We start from the raw sequence: 16,981 nt of genomic DNA, 5'->3' as shown, positions 1-16,981 counted from the left end.
TTCTCTATGAGTAGAGTAACCAGTGGTAGAACTCCAGATTATGTGGCATATCTAATTTCAGCATCACCGAGCGCTTATAACTGCTGATGGTTTTTGGATGCAGTTTCATTTCGCTGGCAATATGACTAACACTACTATTATGGCGTAATTGACAGACTAATAGTTTTTCTTGCGGTGACAGTAAACTGCTGTCAACCGACCTCTTATCAATAATGGTCAGTACCGTTCTTTGTCCGCCAGCCCCCACCAGCCTGCCGATTAGCGCAGCAAACTCATACAGTGACTGCCTTTTATGCATATGGATCAATGAATGCGGTTTCAGCGACTCAGGAATAGCATCACGATTCACTTCATCAGCCTCGTGCATCAGCAACACTTTTCCATTATGGCTCAGCATCGGCGTATAAAATCGGGCGACAGAGACCGATACCCGATCAAGTCCGGTCATTAACAGATCGATTTTGTGCACTCTCCTGCCCGAAGATTTAATCATCACGTCCGGATAGTGGCTGCGGATAAAAACCAGCATCCCGTCGAGAAAAAAACGATTGCTGTCAATCAGCATAATGGTTAATCGATTAATCGCTGCCATAACTCCCTGCCCTTTGACTGAATAAATCCGGGTTACTGAAGACTCATCACCAGCACGGCAGAACCGCTAAATGGTCCGGTAGCGATATCTTTTTTTGAGGACTTCACTAATACGAAGTTAAAGTCATCACTGCCCACACCATTCACAATCTGGCTTTTCACACTATCAAAGGGTTTTATCAGCGTTCCCTGATGATAAAGCTCCACGCCTAAATCCGGATTAGTGGTTTTAATCGCCGAAGCGGAGAAGTTACTGGCGTCTGCCGACAAAGTAAGTTTAATCGGCCAGTCAGAGTTATCTTTGCAGCGGTAAGGAACGGTAATTTCCCGGCGAAACGGACTGGTACCGGCACTCTGCGTCAGCTGATCGCGCGCAATTAAACCAAAATCCACATCAATATCATGACCGTCGTTAATATCACAGGTGCCGGAAGTATAATAAGCATCATTGGCGGCAATAATCCGCCAGTTGGCGGTAAATACCCCGCCTGCTGGCACACTCCACTTATAGAATTGCATACTGGCCACCACCGCCCCGGCTTTAATATACACCCCTTTAGCCGGACTGTTTTTTAACTGATAGAAGGCTTTTACCTCCAGGTCATGCCAGTTACCATCGCGCAACTCAAAAACATTGACTGATGAGTTAATCGGATTTAAATAACGTTGCCCTTTGATCTCCAGCCCGCTGTTAAATGAGGCATCCAGCGTGGTGTTGTAACTGCCGGCATTAAGCCGCATATAATCAACATATCTGTTGGGAATGGTATTCATACAAGTGAAATAGTCCGCCAGGTCAAATATCACCACATCGCCGATCATAATCTCAGGCGATAAATTGACCGTAACATCGATATTACGCTGGCCTACCGCATCAAAAGCTTTACCATCGCGTTTATCAATACAGGAGAAAGCCAGCGCTTTCCCCGGTATTAACAGGAAAACAAAGAGCATTACAGTGAGCGGAATAAAAACACGCTTAATCATAGCTGACGCCCAGGTGTAAAACTGCATAATAAGAGCCGGGTTGTAACACCCCCAGCGTTCGCTCCGCGGCAATATGCCAGATCAGCCTGTTGTCACCCGGCAGTAACGATCGCGACGTCCATAGCGCCTGCGCTGACAGCGGTTGCCTGTCGCCGTCCAGCAGCCGGAGTCCGACACCCTTCACCCCTTGCAGACTAAAAAGCTCAGGGTTCAGCGCGTCCTTTACGCCATAAAATTGCACGCTGATCGCCGGTTGATCGCGGCTCCACAGCCTGTTTCCACGGCTGTCACGCAGATCGCTATCGCTGCTGACACAATCACGCATCATTATCGCTATCTCAATCGCCGGGCCACGTTCACCGGGATTGCGCAGACGGGCGCTGCCAATATCGCCCAGCGTCACCGTCTGGTAAGCCGATTCCATCGCCAGCTGACAGGCGCTCTGTAACAGATTGCCAGTGACATAAATTTCACCTTGTGTCTGACCGGGTTCTGCCTGACCGATTGCTGCTGGAGTAAAGGGGCTGAGCGCCATACATAACAGCATGACTAACTTGCCCTTCCGCCGATTTGCTTGCCGCATGGCTGCCACCTGAATTGTCTGAACTTAGCCTTTGCCTGCACCCGGTATCACTTCACAGGTTGTCGCGCCGCACTGAAACACCAACAGCGATCGGCCACCGAAATCATTGACGTACTTCAGCACCGGTGAACGGCCCATCGTGCCCGCCGGGATGTCCATCATTTGATTTTCTTTCGGCGCGATCATCGTCGGTTTAAAGGCAGATATCGGCTTACCCCCCTGGCGGTCACTGGCCTCAACAAAAGTGATGTAATAACCGGTCGGGTTATTGATACGGTATTTATCGCCAATACGCGTCAGCGTCACTTTCTGCTGCACCGGATTGTTATAATCGGCAGAGGATAATTTCAGTGCGGTTGGCCGCCAGAACAGTTTTATTCTGGTTTGCAGCGCAATCTGTAAGGTATTCGGCTTATCTGAGCGTGGCGGAATCTCTCTTAAATTAAAATAAAACAGTGTCTCTTTATCCTGTGCCAGTAAATCGACACCAGGCAAAGACTGCACCTTGATCTGACTTTTATCGCCCGCCTCAATGCGCTGCACCGGTGGTAATACCGTCAGCGGACCTTTTATTTTATTATTCTGCTGATCTTCAATCCAGCCCTGAGCCAGATAAGGCAGCTGATTATTCTCATTAGTAATTTGCAGACTGACAGAGCGGTTTTCCGCATCCATAATAATCCGCGTCCTATCGAGTGCGATAGCCGCATATGCCCATGATGAAAACAGTGTGGTTGTGACAGCAAATACACTGACGGCCGTCATCCGGTTTAACAATAACATTTTACTTCCTCTGTTGATTATTCAGCAGGCTGATGGCTTTTCGCTGACAGCCAATAATCAGCTGATTGATTTTCACTTTTTCCCTCTGCTGCACCGACCGGTGAGCAAGGGAGTAACAAATTCGCCAGCGCACTCGGCGTGATCATTTCCGGTAACGACAGCAGGCATTTTTTCTCGCCATCCCAGTGAACCGACATCGATTCACCCGGCTTAATCCCGCTCAGCCAGACACTGCCGCCATCTCCCACCAGGCCCACCTCCTGTTGCCGCAGGTTAAGCACCTGAGCGCCAAACGGCGGTACGCTGCCATTTGCCAGACGAATCACTGCCATCGCTTTTTCACCTGACACCACCGCAAACTTACGGTAGCCAATCGCCCCTTCGGTCAGCGTGGCCTGCACCACCGATGAGGAGACATCGGCATTCTCCGGCAGCTTATTAATATCGATGTTGACCTGGTTGCGGTAATAACTGCTGACGTCCGGAATAACCAGCTTACCGAACTGATTACTGTAAACAGCGCCGCCGCTTCCTCTGACCGGAATATCCGCTACGCCATCGGTATCCAGTAATAAGCGCGTTCCGCCTGGCGTATTCTGACGATGCAGCGCCATCCCGTCTGCGGTTGCGGTAATACCGCCTTTAATCGTTCCACCCAGCGAGGTGAAATTACCCTGCTGGTAATTCACGCTGCCACTCATTTGCGCCAGACTGCTTTCACGCTGATAATAACCGCCAAGCTCCGGGCCATTACGGCTGATTCCGCTGCTGAGGCTATAAGTGTCTCCATTATCCCGACGGTCAGAATAGTTAAGCTGATTGCTGTTGTTTCCCCTGCCGAGCGAGCCGTTGTAACTGAGAGTGCCACCGTTACCCAACGGCACCGACAAGGATAAATAGACGCCATCGTCGCGGTTATTGCTGTAACGGTTTCGCCAGGCGGAAAGCGAAAGACTTAAATTTCTCCACTGCATAAAATCAAAATAGCGCGACAGCGCGATACTGTAGCGCTCACTTTCCGGCCGGTCCCAGTACGTCTGGCGGTTATAACTAAACTGCGCGCTGGCATCAATTGGCTTAATATCTTGCGCAAAGGTGATGGTATACATCTCTTTACTGTTACTCATTCCGCTGCGTCGGGAACGGGCGTCCAGATACTCCCCCATCGACATAAACTGCCGCTCAGAGAATCGATAACCGGCAAACGTCACCTGACTGCCATAATCATCAAAGCGCTTCGAATAGCTGAGGCGATAAGAGTTACCTTGCAGGGTTTCACCCCACGGCAACTGTGCGACAGAGCGCGTCACGTCAAACGCCATCGCGCCGAAAGCCAGCAGATCGCGACCGACACCCAGTGCCAGCGCCTGATATTTTTCACTGCCAATTGCGCCGCCATACATCGACCAGCCGCTGTTAATTCCCCAGGAGAATTCACCACTGGCAAACTCAGGCCCATCAACGCTGTGCTGCCAGTCAACCGGTCGCCCGATACTCATCTTGTAACGCACCCGCCCAGGCCGCGTCAGGTAAGGAATATTGGCGGTGTTCAGGCTAAAGGTCTGCACCGAGCCATCCTCTTCCTCTACCCGCACATTCAGTTCGCCCATCACTGAATCACTGATATCCTGAATACGGAACGGCCCCGCCGCCACCTGCGATTCATACAGTACGCGCCCCTGATGCATCACAATCACCCGCGCATTGGTGCGCGCGACGCCGGTCACTTCCGGCGCATAGCCGCGCAGATTCGGCGGCAGCATATTGTCATCAGTGCGTAAACTGGCACCCGCATAGCGAAAACTGTCAAAAATATCCGAGACCAGATAATCCTCACCCACCACCAGCTTTGCTTCCAGCCGCGGAATGGCGCGATAGGCGTAATAACGCGTCCAGTCGAAACTATTGCGCTTGTTGTCGCCTTCCTGATCGCGACGCCCTTGCCATTCGGCGCGCAGACGCCAGGCACCGGCATTGGCCCCGACGGTTCCCATTCCACTCAGGCTGCGTCGGTCACTGCCTTCCCGGTTGGAACGCAGCTGACTGTTGATATTGTAATCAAACAGAATGCCGGGCACGCCGTTATCCCAGCGTGATGGCGGATCCCAGTTAGCCGACTGATATTCGAGATACGCCTGCGGCAGACTGAGGGTTAATGTTGAGTTCGACAGATCGCCGCGCGCCTGCATCCCTTTCAGACTGCGAATATCGAGACACTCACCGCCATGCCACCAGGCCAGCTGTTCGGCGGGCTGTGGCCGCAGGCCAAATTCATTGACCAGCTTAGGCGAAAGACAGGCCAGCGTAATATCCGGATTATCTTCCGCCGGATAAAAGTCAATCGGTCGCTCCGCCAGCACATCCTTGTTCAGACGCACACTCATCAGATAGCGGCCTGGCATGATGTAACCTTTATGGGCAAAACGCGTGATATCGATATTATTGCGGTCTTCAACATCGAGCACATCGGTATTAAACTGAATATCCCCGCCCCACGCCCAGCGTAATCCCGGAGCCAATGCCAGAAACATGGAAAAAGCCAAAAAACCCGGCGATTTTATTTTGAATTTTTTAATTCCCATGATCTTCCAGTGACCCTAATTCAGTGCGACAGAATTCAGTTTGCCGTGCTCCATAAACTGATTAATTAATAGTAAGTAATATTAAATCTGATCGTTGAGTGATAACTCCCGGGTTTAAACGGCTGATGATTGCTAGCTACCCGTAATAAATAATTTAAACGCATTGCCTTACGATCAATTTCCCCGGACGAAAATACCGCGCCCGGCGTCGCAATCCTGCCGGCTGTATCAACAATTTCAATGGCAATCCCTTCCGCTTCTCCGGCTACGCGGAACTGGTTCTGTTGATGATGACCATCAAACCCGAGGCGAAATACCGGTGTTCCTTGCGCATCTTCCAGTAACATGCAGTTCACCAGCTGAATACTGAACGGTGCCGCAGCACTTTTGTCACCGCGTGCCAGCTGACCGATCGCCACATCTGGCAGGGTGATGGTCTGATGACGGTCCTGCATATTAATGCCGCACGAACCGGCAACGATCTTTCCGGTGAGCGTGATTCTGCCCCGATCGCCCTGAATAACTTCACGATGAGTGTTTCCGCTGGCGAACAGCGGCGCGGGCAACGTCATGATCAATACCATTATCAAGCGCATCATCGCAGCCCCCTTCGTCCGTGAAGTTTCACCTCAGCGCCCGGCTATTCCGGACGCTGTTGCCCACTTTGCAAAGCAAAGCCGTTATGGATAGGCCAGGGTAAAGTTGGTCACTGCGGTGAATGCACCGGTACCGATTGCCACCGGCGCATCTTCCGTGCCATCGCCTTTTAACGCGGCGCTGAATTGCAGCGTGTTATCACCGGCATTTAAGGTCTGCGCGTCAGTCGCGGTGCCCAGCTCGATTTTCTTACCGCTGGCATCACGTAACAGAATGCTGGCACCAGAAGCCTCGCCGGTGATACCCAGACGGCCATCAACACCCGCTTTGCCGGTGAAAGTGGTGGTCACAGTGTGCTTAGTGGCGGCATCGCAGTTCAGCAATTCAATGCTGAAAGGCTCAGCCTTTTGCTCACCGCCGCCCGCAAGCAGCGTATTGGAAACCTGGCCCAGAGGGATTTCCTGTTTGTCCTGATTAGGTGCAATTGAGCATGGCGCATTAACAATGGAGCCGGTAAAGGTAATTTTCCCGCTCCCTTGATCGGCTGCATTAGCCACCCCGGAAACGCCCATAGCAAGCATGGCGATAGCCGCAATTTTTTTGAGTTCCATTTTAATATCCTTGGTTGGTTGGTACTGACAGAATGAGCGCAGCCATAAAAATAAACCGCCCGCCGGTTTTGAATAAGCGAGTTGGTAATTTTCAGACTTACCTTCCGTATCTTGATCGCTGTTTATACGTAAATACCAGAGGCGAAGTACGCATATTGAGTTAGCTCATAACCTGTATTCCTGTGAGCAGCGTTTGCAATACTAATCAGATAAATTTACAAGTCACTGTCCATAATTGTGCCTAATTTAAATCAGAGTAAAAACAACCACATAAACGCATAAATATCATTAACGTGTTGATTTAAAACAATTTATATAGAGTATTTAGCAAAGCATTATCATTGCTTAGCGGTAAATGGCTACAATTTTGATACAAACTTATAAATAGTTTTTTGCTTACTTAAAGCCTGTTAACTTAAACGAATGTAAAACAAGGGTATTATTGAAAATAAAATCAAGAAATTATCATCAGTTAATGATAAAAAACCTGCCGTTTTGTTGACAGAATTAAAATTACGAAATAAGATAATTCCTAACCATTTAACATTAAAACAATAAAATGACAAAAAATGCCTTTTATTAGTAAAAAGAAGCTGGAACTCGAAACTAAGATTATACAAAAGTCTATAGAATTCAGGGAGAGAGATAACATTAATGAAGCCATTAAACGTCACTATGAGTTGTTGCATAAACTCTATTTAACTAATCCGCTGTATTTCAAAACCATCTTTAAAGCAAATCGCTTTATCATTGGTTCGGCGATACTCGGGATTTATTACACTCGTAACGGCAGTACCTTTAAGGATATTAAAAAATTCTGTATCGCTAACGATCTGCTGAGCATTAATGCACTCGACTCTTTTTTATTATTTCTGCGGGTCGGTGGCCGGCTTGAAGTTTATCGGGATGAATCAGATAAACGTAAACTGAACTATAAGCCGACGGCTAAAGCGCTGTCAGAGACCAAAAAGATGATTAACACCATGTTAATCCCCTGCGCAATGCTCTCTGCCGAGTTTGACCTGGCGTACTATGAGAATTATCAAAATTTTGTGCCGGCATTTTTTAAATCCTATGCCGAGATTACGCTTAACCGAATTTTTGTTCATGATATGGTGCCGGGCAGCGGCGATTTTTTAAGCCGTGATGGTGGGCATATGATTATGTTTAATCTCTATCTGGAGAGCATTAAGCAGAACACGCTGGACGTAAACTATAACTTTCTCAAAGCTTCTTTTTCCTGTGGTGTCTCCCGCTCGCATATTAAGCGGTGCTTGCAGGCAGTAGAGCAAAATCAGCTGTTAACTATTGTTGAAAGTAAACATATCGTGTCGCTGACGCCCGCTTTTATGCAGATGGTAAGAGACTATTTTGCCCTGTACTTAGCCAGCGTGAAACACGGTTTGACCGGGATGCCAGCAGAAACGGGTTAAACTGTGGAAGAGATAAAACGGCCGTCAGATTAACGGCCGTTTTTTTTACAATCGGTGGCCAGTTCAGGCTCGGGAAAATCCATGCAGCCGCTGGTATCGGCTTTTTTCAGCTCGGTTAACGCATCGGCTACGGTGCGACGCGCCAGCACGTCGAGCGAAGCCTGCTCGGCTTCATCCGCAATCGCTTTAAAATACCAGCAGGCGTTGGCGCTGACGACGCAACGTGCCGGTACGTCCGGGCGCGATGCCCAGATGCGCTTATCTTCAATCACCGAGAGGTAAATATCGCGCAGTGTGATCTGCTCTGCCGGACGGCCAAGGTGAATGGAGCCGGTGCGACCCAGCGTCGAGACGATAATACCGTCACGGGTCAACGGCACCATCAGCTTACGAATAAAGCTTGGGTTAGCCTCCAGACCATAAGCCAGAACGGCGCTGGTCGAACGTTTACCCAGTTGCTCCGCCATCGCTACGCTGAGAACCATCTGCAAAGCTGTCGGGAAGCGATAATCTAACATTGTGTCATCCTGGTTACGGCGAATCTTGTTATTGTTAGCGCCGTGGCTGTGAATAATCAATGACCAATAATATAACAAACACTGTTGCTTTTTAGAAGCCAGCCCGGCTGCGCAAGGCACATATTCATAATCCCTTGCGCGGCCAGGAGACGCGTGTTGATAAGTCAATTCAGCGGAATTCAGCCCGCTGGCGCGTCTGATCAGCCGTCAGCCAGCTGCGCCCTGGCGGTTTTTAACTGCTCAATGCTGACATCGCCGTTAAACAGGTCTGTGGACAGATAGGTCAGGCCGCTGTCGGCGAGGATGACCACAATCTTCTTGCCTTCGTTCTCCGGGCGGCTGGCAACGATTTTCGCCGCATGCAATACCGCACCCGATGACTCACCAATCAGAATTCCGTCGCTCTGCGCGACTTCCCGCGCCGCCTGATATGCCTGCCAGGTTTCGACCGCCAGCGCTTCGTGGTAGATATTGGTGTTCATGGCTGGCGGAATGCGCTCCGGCGCGATATCGGTAAACTGATGTACGCCGGTGATCTCCAGCGGATCGGGATTCTCTGCACTCGGGCGCGAATTCACGCCCGGCTCCACGGCAATAATCTGTATCGCCGGGTTTTGCTGGCGAAGAAACTGGCCGATACCGGATATCGTCCCGCCGGTTCCCACCGCGGCGATCACAATATCCAGCTGGCCATCGGTTTGCTGCCAAATTTCCGGCCCGGTGGTGACGCTGTGAATATTGGGATTGGCCGGATTCTCCAGCTGCGCGGTGAAATAATGGTCAGGTAATTTGGCAATTACATTGTTTTCCAGCCATTTGGTGGCGGCAACAAAGTCACCGTCGCTGGCTTCCAGTATCTCAAGGAAATTTTCCACCTCGCTAAATTTTATCACTTCGCCGCCAAAAGCCTGCACCACTTTGGTTCTTTCCAGGCTGACATAGTCATTGATATAGACCCGGAACTTATAGCCTTTCGCCGCAGCAATTGCCGCTAAACCAATGCCGGTATTGCCGCTGGTGGTTTCAACCAGGGTATAACCGGGTTTTAATCTGCCGCTGCGTTCCGCCTGCTCCACCATTGCCAGCGCCGTGCGATCTTTAATACTGTGATTAGGATTAAAGTATTCCAGTTTGGCAATCACCTCCGCCGCCAGCTGATGTTGATGAATAAATCCGCGCAGCGCTAATAATGGCGTTCTGCCGACTAATTCAGCGATCGAATGGTAAATCTCTCTGCTCATAAACCCGGTTCCTCATTCAGTTCTGCCCCCAGCTGTGCCAGCGCACGGGTTCGCAAGGCAATCAGTTGCGGATCGTTGCGCCGCCGTGGAAAAGGCACATCGACATGGATAATTTCCAGTATTTTCGCCGGGCGCGCACTGAATACCACCACCCGGTTGGCCATCAGCAACGCCTCTTCGACGTCGTGCGTCACCATCAGCGTGGTAAAGCGCTGCTCTTGCCACAGACTGACCAGCTCGCGCTGCATACGGATGCGGGTTAATGAATCCAGCTTGCCCAGCGGCTCATCGAGAATTAACAGCCTCGGCTTATTGACCAGCGCGCGTGCCAGCGCGGCACGCTGCGCCATGCCGCCGGACAGCTGACGCGGCCAGGCATTGGCAAACTGCGTCAGCCCGACACGCTCCAGCACGCTGTCGATGCGCTGACTGGCGCTGGCATCACGTTTGCCCTGCGCCTGTAATCCCAGCGCCACGTTATCGCGCACGGTACGCCACGGATAGAGAGTCGGATCCTGAAATACCACCACCCGTGAAGGGTCCGGGGCGGTAAGCGGAATATTATCCTCAAAGATCTCGCCTTCGGTCGGCAAATCCAGCCCGGCCACCAGGCGCAATAGCGTTGATTTACCGCAGCCAGATGGCCCAAGCAGCGCCACAAACTCACCGGGTTTAACCTCCAGCGAGACCTGCTGTAACACCGGCAGACTCTCATTTTCCAGCCAGAATTGATGGCTGACGTGGTTAATAGTTAATGCCAGTCCATTATCCTGCTCTGTCGCGGCCGCTAACGTCATACTGTTCTCCTGCGTTTTTCACAGATTTATCACCGCTGCCGCTAAATCAAAATATCAATTCCGGCAAAGCTATCCCTGAATAACGCGGGAAGCTTGCTGGCGCGCTATATATGATTTCCCGCATAACCACATGCGGCTTTGTTATTTCTCCCGCCGGGTTTTTATTTGCATGATGCTTTTTAATTAAACGGGATGTTTATGCGAGGAAAATTATGCACGGCAATAACTGTTCGCTTTCAAGACGCCATTTTATGCGTAACCTGGGATTATTAGGCGTCGGTCTCAGTGCCAGTTCATTAATACCGTCCACGGTGCTGGCGCAGGATAATTCACTGACCACGGTGAAACTGGCGTGGGGACAAACCGCGGTCTGTCAGTCGCCGATTTCCGTGGCGCTCAAACAAGGCTTTTTCAAGAAATATGGCCTGAATGTTGAACCGGTAAATTTTAGCGGCCCGACCGATGCGCTGTTACAGGCGATTGCCACCGGCCAGGCCGACGGCGGGATTGGTATGGCGTTGCGCTGGCTGAAGCCGCTGGAGCAAGGGTTTGACGTTGATTTAACCGTCGGCACCCACGGTGGCTGCATGCGGCTGCTGACACCGAAAAATTCCGGGATCAACAGCGTGAAGGATTTAGTCGGTAAATCGGTGGCGGTCACCGATCAGGCCAGCCCGATCCGCAATTTCTTCGCCATTCAGCTGGCTAAACTGGGCATCGACCCGGATAAACAGGTGAACTGGCTGCAATATCCTGCCGATCTGTTTGGCGAGGCGCTGCGCAAAGGTGAAGTGCAGGCGCTGGCGACTGACGATCCGCAAGGCTGGTTATTGAAGAAACAGCATCAGCTGGTAGAAGTCGACAATAACCTGAACGGTGAATATGCCAACCTCACCTGCTGCGTGCTCGGACTGCGCGGTTCACTGGTGCGCGATAATCCGGCGGTGGCGAAAGCCATTACTCAGGCAATTGTCGATGCCCAGCAGTGGACGGCACAACATCCGGCCGAAACCGCCAAAATTTTTGCCCCGTTTGTGCCCGGCTCAGTGCCGGTCGACGATATTACCGCGATGCTTAGCGAACACACCCATGGTCATCACTCGACCGGTGCGCAACTGCGCAAAGAAGTGGCGATCTACGTTAACGAGCTGAAAACCATCAACGTGATTCGCCCGGAGACCGATGCACAACGCTTTGCCGATCACTATGTACCGGAACTGCTGCCCGCAGGTGAGCAGCATCAGCATCATGCTGCGTAATGATCAGGAGGGATGATGTCCAGTGAAACCGTCTCTTTAGCCAGACAGGCAGGCGAGCCGCCACGCATTACGCTGGCGCTACAGCTGGCGATTGTCGGCTGGTGGGCGCTGGCGGCGCTGATGATCTACTGGCCGGATAAGCCGGTAGGTTTTGCCGCACCGCGCTTTGTCAGTGAAACCCATCAGCTGTTTGTGCTGCTGGCGGCGGCGCTGACGCTGGCGGTGCTGGCCGGGCGTTTTCTTGCCCTCTCCTCACTGCTGCAACCGTTGCGGCGTGCGGCACGCTGGCTTATTGCCCTTGCGTTGTTGCTGGCGGTGTGGGAATTCGTCACCGCGAAACTGGCACTGCTCCCGGCGCCGTTTTTCGCGCCGCCGCGTGCGCTGATTGAGGCCTGGGCCACCGACTGGCCACGACTCGGCGACAGCGTGCTGCACTCGCTACGTCTGCTGGCGCTGGGCTTTATACTCGGCAGTATCAGCGGGTTTATTACCGGGGTGGCTATTGGCTGGTCGCGTGGCCTCGGCTATTGGGTACATCCGGTGCTGCGCTTTCTCGGTCCGGTTCCCTCAACCGCGCTGTTACCGCTGTCGCTATACTTTTTCCCGTCAAGTTTTTCGGCGGCAATTTTCCTGATCGCCCTGGCCACCTGGTTCCCGGTCACCGTACTGACCTGGTCGGGCGTAGCCAGTGTTGATCAGCGCTACTACGACGTGGCGCGCACGCTGGGTGCCAGCACACTGTTTCTGATTGCGCGCGTGGCGATTCCGGCTTCATTGCCACATGTGTTTGTCGGGCTGTTTATGGGGCTGGGCGCTTCTTTCTCCGTGCTGGTGGCCGCCGAAATGATGGGGGTGAAGTCAGGACTTGGCTGGTATCTGCAATGGGCGCAGGGGTGGGCGGCGTATGCCAATATGTATGCCGCGTTGATCGTGATGGCGTTGCTGTTCTCATCACTGATCACCCTGCTATTTGCTTTACGCGACCGGCTGCTGGCCTGGCAGCGCGGCGTAGTAAAATGGTGAAACGATGAAAAATGATCAACTGCGGCACCGTATCCGCTTTAGTTACTGGAATGAGCTGTGCACTCTTCGCTAGCGAGCCGGCCGGACATTGCGTCCTGAGATTTCAGGGCGCAGCACCGGCCGGGTTGATTATTTGCAGAAAAGAACAGATGCTGGAAATCACTGGATGCCGCTTGCCAGCCGGCGGCACGTCTCCCGCCGTTAACAAGCTGATTCGCTACTTTTGCAGTACCTGCTCACCCACTCCCGGCTTCAGGCGCAGCGCATCAAGCCATGCCAGCAGCGCCAGACCGGCCACCGCCACAAATGCCCAGGCAAAATCGCTATTTTCCGGTTGCTGATGCCCGTGCAGTGACATTGAAGTACGCAATGCCAGCGCGGCAAAGGCAATCCCGATACTCATACTTAACTGGAAAAACATGCTGAACAGCGTCGAGGCTTCACTCATTTGCGCTTTGGGGATATCAGCAAAGCCCAGTGAGTTGTAGCAGGTAAACTGCATTGAACGCGACATGCCGCCGATAAACAGAATCAACGCCAGCCACGGCCACGCCAGCGCCGGCGTTAACAGCGCACAGACCACTATCGCGGCGATGCTAAGTAAACCATTAACGATCAGAACCTGACGGAACCCCCAGCGCTTCATCACCGCCGTGGTAAACGGTTTCATCGCCAGATTACCGGCAAATACCCATAACACCAGCATTCCGGCACTGGCCGCCGACAGACCAAAACTGACCTGAAACAGCAGCGGCAGTAAAAAGGGAATCGCATTGATCGCGGCACGAAACAGTGAGCCGCCCACCAGCGTACTCTGAAAGCTGGCAATAGCGAATGAACGAGTGGAGAGCATTGGCGTGGGGTGCTGGCGACTGTGACGAAAGGCCAGCCAGCCGCAGATTAGCCCAGCCACCAGCAGCGCCGCGCCCTGCGGGAATTCACCGCGGCCCAGGCACTCAAGCCCGCTAATCAACGCCGCACAGGCCAGCGCGGTAAACAGAAAACCGCGTAAATCAAATGGCCGCCGATCGCTGCCGCCACCGCGCGGAATCAGCCAGAATGTCGCCAGCAGCGCGGCAATACCCAGCGGAATATTCAGCCAAAAAATCCACTGCCAGTGGCCGTAACTGACCATCAATCCACCGAGCGGCGGGCCAAGCACCGGGGCAATCAGGCCGGGCCAGGTAATAAACGCAATCATCCGCACCAGATGCTGTTTTTCGGTGATGCGCAGTACCACTAAGCGCCCCACCGGCACCATCAGCGCACCACCGATACCCTGTAATACCCGGCTGACGGTAAAAAAATCCAGTGACTGACTGAAACCGCACATCACCGACGCAAGGGTAAACAGGATAATCGCGCCGGAAAATACCCGGCGCGCACCTAAGCGATCGGCCAGCCAGCCGCTTAACGGAATAAACAGCGCCACCGCCAGTAAATAGGCGCTGATACCGACATTAAGCTCAATCGCTGTCACCGAGAAATCCCGCGCCATTTGCGGTAAGGCGGTAGCAATCACCGTGGCATCGAGGTTTTCCATAAAAAACGTCACCGCCACCAGTAGCGCCACCCAGGGTGCGCGCGTGGCCAGTGTCGGGGTAGCGCTCTTTTCCATTAGTACTCCGTTTGGGCGGGCAGACATCAGGCCAGTGTTTCTGTCACTGGCGCGCGGTGCGTCGGCAGCGCACGCTTAAGCAGAAACACCAGCAGCACATTAATCAGCGCCAGCGCGCACAGTAACCAGATGGTGGCTTGTGGCCCCATCGACTGATAGACATAGCCACACATCAGCGGCGTGATCGCCTGGCCGATTAGCGCCGGGCGTGCCATCCGACCCACCACCAGCGCATACTCTTCGGGTTTCACCATCGCCAGCGGTAAGGTGCCGCGCACAATGGCACGCAGGCCATTACCCGCGCCGTACAGCAACATACTCAGCAGCGCGAAATGCGGCATCAGCGCCAGCATCAGTAATCCCAGCGCCACTAATCCTGTTGAGAAAAAGGTGGTCCAGATGGGATGACCGCGCTTAAAGGCGATATCCACCAGACGCGAGGCGACCTGACAAGGCCCGAGAATGGCGCTGACCGCCAGCGCAGCAGCCAGCGAGTAACCGCTGGCCTGCAACAGGGTAATCAGCTGCACGGATATGGCGGTCATGATCACCGACGCGAGAGTGAAAATGGCACACAGCAGCCAGAACAGAAACGGCGCAATCGCGCTGTGTCCGCTGGCTTTCGCCCGGGTTGTCTTTGGCAGCGTTGCCGTCGCAGGCAGTGACCAGTAATACATCGGCCACACCGTCAGTGCGAGGATCGCTGCATACGCCAGACAGGCATCGCGCCAGCCAAGCCACTCAATCAGCAGTGCGGTGCCCGGCCATACCAGCGTGGTACAAAAACCGGAAATCAGCGTAATGCCGGTAATCGCACCGCGGGCAAATCCGCCGTACAGTGTCCCCAGCGTGGCAAACAGCGCATCGTACAATCCCATCGCCATCCCGACACCAACCAGCACCCACGCCAGCAAAAATAGCCACAGCGCATGGGATAAGCCGATAATTACCAGTCCGGCAGCCATTACCAGCCCGCTACTGGCCAGCATACTGCGCCCGCCATAACGTGAAATAATTCGCCCACTCAGCGGTGCCAGCAATCCCGACACCAGAATACCGAGCGACAACGCGCCATAGACCCACTGCTGCGACCAGCCGGTCTCACGCACCACCGGCGCGGCCAGCACCGCCATGATATAAAACGAGCCGCCCCATGACAGAATTTGCACCAGTCCCAGCAGTACAATACTGATGACGCCGGGTTTTTCGGGATGATTTTTCACGCGCTGCCTTTCCATTTTTCCATGTTTGTCAGGGGATTAACCAGGACGGAAAACGAATAATAAACCTCATGCCGTCAGTTTTGCCAGCGCTGCCGCACTGATTTCATCATCCGGCACATACACCAGCAAGCGATCGCCATTGCGCGGCGTTGACCACCAGTTATTCTGCCGCAGTGCCATTTGCCCCACTTCAGCGCGGTAAAAGTGTCTGACGCGATTCTCAAAGCTTTTCAGTTCGTAACGCTGCCAGGTTTGCCGGAATTCCGCGGACGTCGCCATCAGTCTTTCCAGCATATTTTCCCACTCCGGCTCGCCAAGGTGATCGCCCATCTGCGCACGAAACAGTGCCACCATATGCGGCATGACTTCCTCCCAGTCTGCCATGGCACTGCGCCAGGCATCGTTGGTAAAGGCCAGCCAGATACAGTTACGCTCTTCGGGCGGCAAACTGTTCAGGTCGATGCCCATTAACCGGCACCATGCAGGGTTGTGCGCCAGAATATCAAAGCGCTTATTCTCAATAATCGCCGGCAGCGGATCGAGCGCATCCAGCATAATCTGACTGTGTGCCGACACTTTGGCGCAGGCCTTAGCTGCGGTAAGAGTGGGTTGCTGATGACCGGCGAGACGGAACAGATGACGGGTTTCCGCTTCGTTACACTGTAACGCAATCGCAATCGCTGAAAGGGTTTTCGCTGACGCGTTGATATCACGTCCCTGCTCCAGCCAGGTATACCAGGTGACCCCGACATCCGCCAGCTGCGCCACTTCCTCACGGCGCAAACCCGGCGTGCGGCGATTGCGCACGCGCGGTAATCCCAGACGCGCCGGGTCGAGCGCCTCACGTCGACGACGCAAAAACGCGCCAAGCAACTGGCGATTGCCCTTTTCATTGACTGCGGCATCGGTAATTATCGACATAATCAGGCGCTCCACCGCCAGGCAGGTAGTGCTGATACCATGATAATCAAGAACTGGTACCCGTTTTAAAGATCCCCGATGCTATGCCCGGTGACTCATTAAAACAAGGGTAAATATCATGAATTACACCGGGCCTGGCCGCGCTGGTCTGCTGGTTCTGTTAGCCGGTCAACTACTGCCGATGATTGATTTTTCGATAGTCAATGTGGCGCTG

The 16,981-nt window shown here is 53.0% G+C and carries 16 protein-coding genes; 3 read left to right on the top strand and 13 right to left on the bottom strand.

All coding sequences use genetic code 11. The annotated features are described in order from the left end of the window. Positions 1-4: 4 nt before the first annotated feature. From NG42_RS13245 to NG42_RS13215, 7 genes are all read right to left on the bottom strand, one after another. A complete protein-coding gene (locus tag NG42_RS13245; RefSeq protein WP_052899927.1) occupies positions 5-592 on the bottom strand; it encodes a LuxR C-terminal-related transcriptional regulator in 588 nt (195 codons plus the stop codon). A gap of 32 nt (positions 593-624) precedes the next feature. Further along, positions 625-1,578, bottom strand: a complete 954-nt coding sequence (locus NG42_RS13240) for a fimbrial protein (RefSeq protein WP_053115649.1) — start codon at positions 1,576-1,578, stop codon at positions 625-627. Further along, positions 1,571-2,161: a fimbrial protein gene (locus NG42_RS13235; RefSeq protein WP_156322015.1), complete on the bottom strand. Its 591-nt coding sequence runs from the start codon at positions 2,159-2,161 to the stop codon at positions 1,571-1,573. Before NG42_RS13235 ends, NG42_RS13240 begins: the two co-directional genes overlap by 8 nt. Positions 2,162-2,185: 24 nt before the next feature. Continuing rightward, a complete protein-coding gene (locus NG42_RS13230) occupies positions 2,186-2,944 on the bottom strand; it encodes a fimbria/pilus periplasmic chaperone (RefSeq protein ID WP_082203886.1) in 759 nt (252 codons plus the stop codon). A 17-nt stretch (positions 2,945-2,961) separates the two neighbouring features. After that, positions 2,962-5,526, bottom strand: coding sequence for an outer membrane usher protein (locus tag NG42_RS13225; protein WP_053115647.1), 2,565 nt, complete (start codon positions 5,524-5,526; stop codon positions 2,962-2,964). A 65-nt stretch (positions 5,527-5,591) separates the two neighbouring features. Further along, a complete protein-coding gene (locus tag NG42_RS13220; RefSeq protein ID WP_053115646.1) occupies positions 5,592-6,125 on the bottom strand; it encodes a fimbrial protein in 534 nt (177 codons plus the stop codon). An 81-nt stretch (positions 6,126-6,206) separates the two neighbouring features. After that, complete coding sequence (locus tag NG42_RS13215) at positions 6,207-6,734, bottom strand: fimbrial protein (RefSeq protein ID WP_052899925.1); 528 nt, start codon at positions 6,732-6,734, stop codon at positions 6,207-6,209. A gap of 569 nt (positions 6,735-7,303) precedes the next feature. Between NG42_RS13215 and NG42_RS13210 the strand changes: the two genes are divergently transcribed. After that, on the top strand, positions 7,304-8,167 hold the full coding sequence (locus NG42_RS13210; protein WP_052899924.1) for a hypothetical protein: 864 nt from the start codon (positions 7,304-7,306) through the stop codon (positions 8,165-8,167). Between the two features lie 29 nt (positions 8,168-8,196). On the opposite strand, the gene NG42_RS13205 is transcribed toward NG42_RS13210, so the two are convergent. The 3 genes from NG42_RS13205 to NG42_RS13195 all read right to left on the bottom strand — a co-directional run bounded on the left by NG42_RS13205 (position 8,197) and on the right by NG42_RS13195 (position 10,723). Next, positions 8,197-8,685 carry an RrF2 family transcriptional regulator gene (locus tag NG42_RS13205; protein WP_052899923.1) on the bottom strand — a complete coding sequence of 163 codons (489 nt, stop codon included), beginning with the start codon at positions 8,683-8,685 and terminating at the stop codon, positions 8,197-8,199. Positions 8,686-8,885: 200 nt separating this feature from the next. Further along, the gene (locus NG42_RS13200; RefSeq protein WP_052899922.1) at positions 8,886-9,926 is read right to left on the bottom strand and encodes a PLP-dependent cysteine synthase family protein; all 1,041 of its coding nucleotides are present in this window, start codon (positions 9,924-9,926) and stop codon (positions 8,886-8,888) included. Continuing rightward, on the bottom strand, positions 9,923-10,723 hold the full coding sequence (locus NG42_RS13195; RefSeq protein ID WP_052899921.1) for an ABC transporter ATP-binding protein: 801 nt from the start codon (positions 10,721-10,723) through the stop codon (positions 9,923-9,925). Before NG42_RS13195 ends, NG42_RS13200 begins: the two co-directional genes overlap by 4 nt. Positions 10,724-10,974: 251 nt before the next feature. On the opposite strand from NG42_RS13195, the gene NG42_RS13190 reads away from it, so the two are divergent. Next, entirely contained in the window at positions 10,975-11,982 is a 1,008-nt protein-coding gene (locus NG42_RS13190; protein WP_241488356.1) for an ABC transporter substrate-binding protein, read from the top strand. Between the two features lie 15 nt (positions 11,983-11,997). Further along, a complete protein-coding gene (locus tag NG42_RS13185; protein ID WP_173581543.1) occupies positions 11,998-13,005 on the top strand; it encodes an ABC transporter permease in 1,008 nt (335 codons plus the stop codon). Positions 13,006-13,222: 217 nt separating this feature from the next. On the opposite strand, the gene NG42_RS13180 is transcribed toward NG42_RS13185, so the two are convergent. From NG42_RS13180 to NG42_RS13170, 3 genes are read right to left on the bottom strand one after another with little or no spacing between them, the layout of a single operon-like run. Next, entirely contained in the window at positions 13,223-14,623 is a 1,401-nt protein-coding gene (locus NG42_RS13180) for an MFS transporter (protein WP_053115645.1), read from the bottom strand. Positions 14,624-14,649: 26 nt separating this feature from the next. Further along, entirely contained in the window at positions 14,650-15,861 is a 1,212-nt protein-coding gene (locus NG42_RS13175) for an MFS transporter (RefSeq protein WP_052899919.1), read from the bottom strand. Between the two features lie 51 nt (positions 15,862-15,912). Next, on the bottom strand, positions 15,913-16,767 hold the full coding sequence (locus NG42_RS13170) for a helix-turn-helix transcriptional regulator (protein ID WP_052899918.1): 855 nt from the start codon (positions 16,765-16,767) through the stop codon (positions 15,913-15,915). Positions 16,768-16,981: the final 214 nt, after the last annotated feature.

This window comes from Winslowiella iniecta (genome assembly GCF_001267535.1).
In the GTDB taxonomy this organism is placed as follows: Bacteria; Pseudomonadota; Gammaproteobacteria; order Enterobacterales; family Enterobacteriaceae; genus Erwinia; species Erwinia iniecta.
This window is presented reverse-complemented; position numbering and strand designations above follow the sequence as displayed.

Bases quoted from the DNA above. Each gene is read 5' to 3' on its own strand.
- NG42_RS13245 (WP_052899927.1), bottom strand. From the start codon at position 592: ATGGCAGCGATTAATCGATTAACCATTATGCTGATTGACAGCAATCGT.
- NG42_RS13240 (WP_053115649.1), bottom strand. From the start codon at position 1,578: ATGATTAAGCGTGTTTTTATTCCGCTCACTGTAATGCTCTTTGTTTTC.
- NG42_RS13235 (WP_156322015.1), bottom strand. From the start codon at position 2,161: ATGCGGCAAGCAAATCGGCGGAAGGGCAAGTTAGTCATGCTGTTATGT.
- NG42_RS13230 (WP_082203886.1), bottom strand. From the start codon at position 2,944: ATGTTATTGTTAAACCGGATGACGGCCGTCAGTGTATTTGCTGTCACA.
- NG42_RS13225 (WP_053115647.1), bottom strand. From the start codon at position 5,526: ATGGGAATTAAAAAATTCAAAATAAAATCGCCGGGTTTTTTGGCTTTT.
- NG42_RS13220 (WP_053115646.1), bottom strand. From the start codon at position 6,125: ATGATGCGCTTGATAATGGTATTGATCATGACGTTGCCCGCGCCGCTG.
- NG42_RS13215 (WP_052899925.1), bottom strand. From the start codon at position 6,734: ATGGAACTCAAAAAAATTGCGGCTATCGCCATGCTTGCTATGGGCGTT.
- NG42_RS13210 (WP_052899924.1), top strand. From the start codon at position 7,304: ATGCCTTTTATTAGTAAAAAGAAGCTGGAACTCGAAACTAAGATTATA.
- NG42_RS13205 (WP_052899923.1), bottom strand. From the start codon at position 8,685: ATGTTAGATTATCGCTTCCCGACAGCTTTGCAGATGGTTCTCAGCGTA.
- NG42_RS13200 (WP_052899922.1), bottom strand. From the start codon at position 9,926: ATGAGCAGAGAGATTTACCATTCGATCGCTGAATTAGTCGGCAGAACG.
- NG42_RS13195 (WP_052899921.1), bottom strand. From the start codon at position 10,723: ATGACGTTAGCGGCCGCGACAGAGCAGGATAATGGACTGGCATTAACT.
- NG42_RS13190 (WP_241488356.1), top strand. From the start codon at position 10,975: ATGCGTAACCTGGGATTATTAGGCGTCGGTCTCAGTGCCAGTTCATTA.
- NG42_RS13185 (WP_173581543.1), top strand. From the start codon at position 11,998: ATGTCCAGTGAAACCGTCTCTTTAGCCAGACAGGCAGGCGAGCCGCCA.
- NG42_RS13180 (WP_053115645.1), bottom strand. From the start codon at position 14,623: ATGGAAAAGAGCGCTACCCCGACACTGGCCACGCGCGCACCCTGGGTG.
- NG42_RS13175 (WP_052899919.1), bottom strand. From the start codon at position 15,861: ATGGAAAGGCAGCGCGTGAAAAATCATCCCGAAAAACCCGGCGTCATC.
- NG42_RS13170 (WP_052899918.1), bottom strand. From the start codon at position 16,767: ATGTCGATAATTACCGATGCCGCAGTCAATGAAAAGGGCAATCGCCAG.